The organism is Bacillus sp. LR--39, from assembly GCF_053613335.1.
In genome coordinates this window covers 1-1,155 of sequence record NZ_JBSIOT010000276.1, presented here as the reverse complement: position 1 = coordinate 1,155, position 1,155 = coordinate 1, and the positions used below count along the sequence as shown (strand labels likewise).

Genomic DNA, 1,155 nt, shown 5'->3' with positions numbered 1-1,155 from the left:
CGCCGCTCAGTGTGAGCACTTTTTGCCGGGCTTGTTTTTCGTTGATGCCAACCTTCTGCAGCATGTCAAGCGCATATGATTCTTTGTTCTTTTCTTTAGATCCTGTGATTTCCATAGCGGTTGTGACGTTCTGCAAAGCCGTCATATACGGGAGCAGGTTGTACGCCTGAAAGACGATTGATACATATTGATTTCTGAAATTGGTTAAGCCGATTTTAGAAACCGCTTTTCCGTCGTAAAGGATGTTTCCTTCTTTTGGTGCGTCAAGTCCGCCTGCCAGAGACAGGAAAGTGGTTTTCCCCGTCCCTGATGTGCCGACGATTGTGTAGAATTTTCCTTTTTGAAAGCTGATGTTAATATCCTGAAACAATGGCTGGCTTTTGTCTTTATACCAGTAGCCGACTTGTTGAAATTCTAATAAGCTCATAGGTTCCGCCTCTTTCTATTCCTGTTTTGTCAATATCGTTTTCGGATGAAGCCGCAGTACTGAAATTGACGGCAGCAATGTTGCAATGATTGCGATTAGGATGCCGATCCCGCCCAGAATAAGCATGTCGTTCATAGAAACCGCGACGTTCAGTGAATCGATAACGTCCACGTTTGATGAACTGTGGCCGAACATTCCGCCGCCCATGCCGCCACCGCCGCCGGGCATTTGTCCGCTTGCGGTTTGCGTTGAATCGGTTGATGAACTGATTTGCTGGGATAAAAGCTGATTTCCAAGCTGATTTGCGACGAGATTTCCCGTCACAGATGCAAGGCCGATAGCGATAACGGCCACAATCAGAATCTCAGTCAAGAACTGTCCAATCAATTTCCATCGTTTTTCACCGATGGCCATTAACACGCCCATTTCGTATTTGCGCTCCCTGATTGACATCATGACAATCAGGCCAAGAATGACGGCGCCTGCCACTGATACAAGATACACCACGTTTTTAGAGAAAGAAGCCACATTTTCAATCGGTCCGACTATTTGCTGGTAAAGCTGATCGTTTGTATTCAGTGTGTACGTATCGAAGTCTATTGATGTTTTCTTCGCTGCTTTTACGAAAGCATCCATATTTTTCGCGTCGTCCATATAGTAAACAGCTGAGTCAATCGTATTTTTATAGTCGTCGCCTTTCAGCGCCGCTGTTGCTGTGTAAGGCGTAT

General features: G+C 45.7%; 2 protein-coding genes. Both read right to left on the bottom strand.

From position 1 onward, the window contains the following. The coding region (locus ACWHAR_RS22470) for an ATP-binding cassette domain-containing protein (RefSeq protein WP_452087878.1) at nucleotides 1-427 on the bottom strand (427 nt) is incomplete at its 3' end. Between the two features lie 15 nt (nucleotides 428-442). Next, nucleotides 443-1,155, bottom strand: a 713-nt coding sequence (locus ACWHAR_RS22465; protein WP_452087877.1) for an ABC transporter permease, incomplete at its 5' end; no start/stop codon positions are given.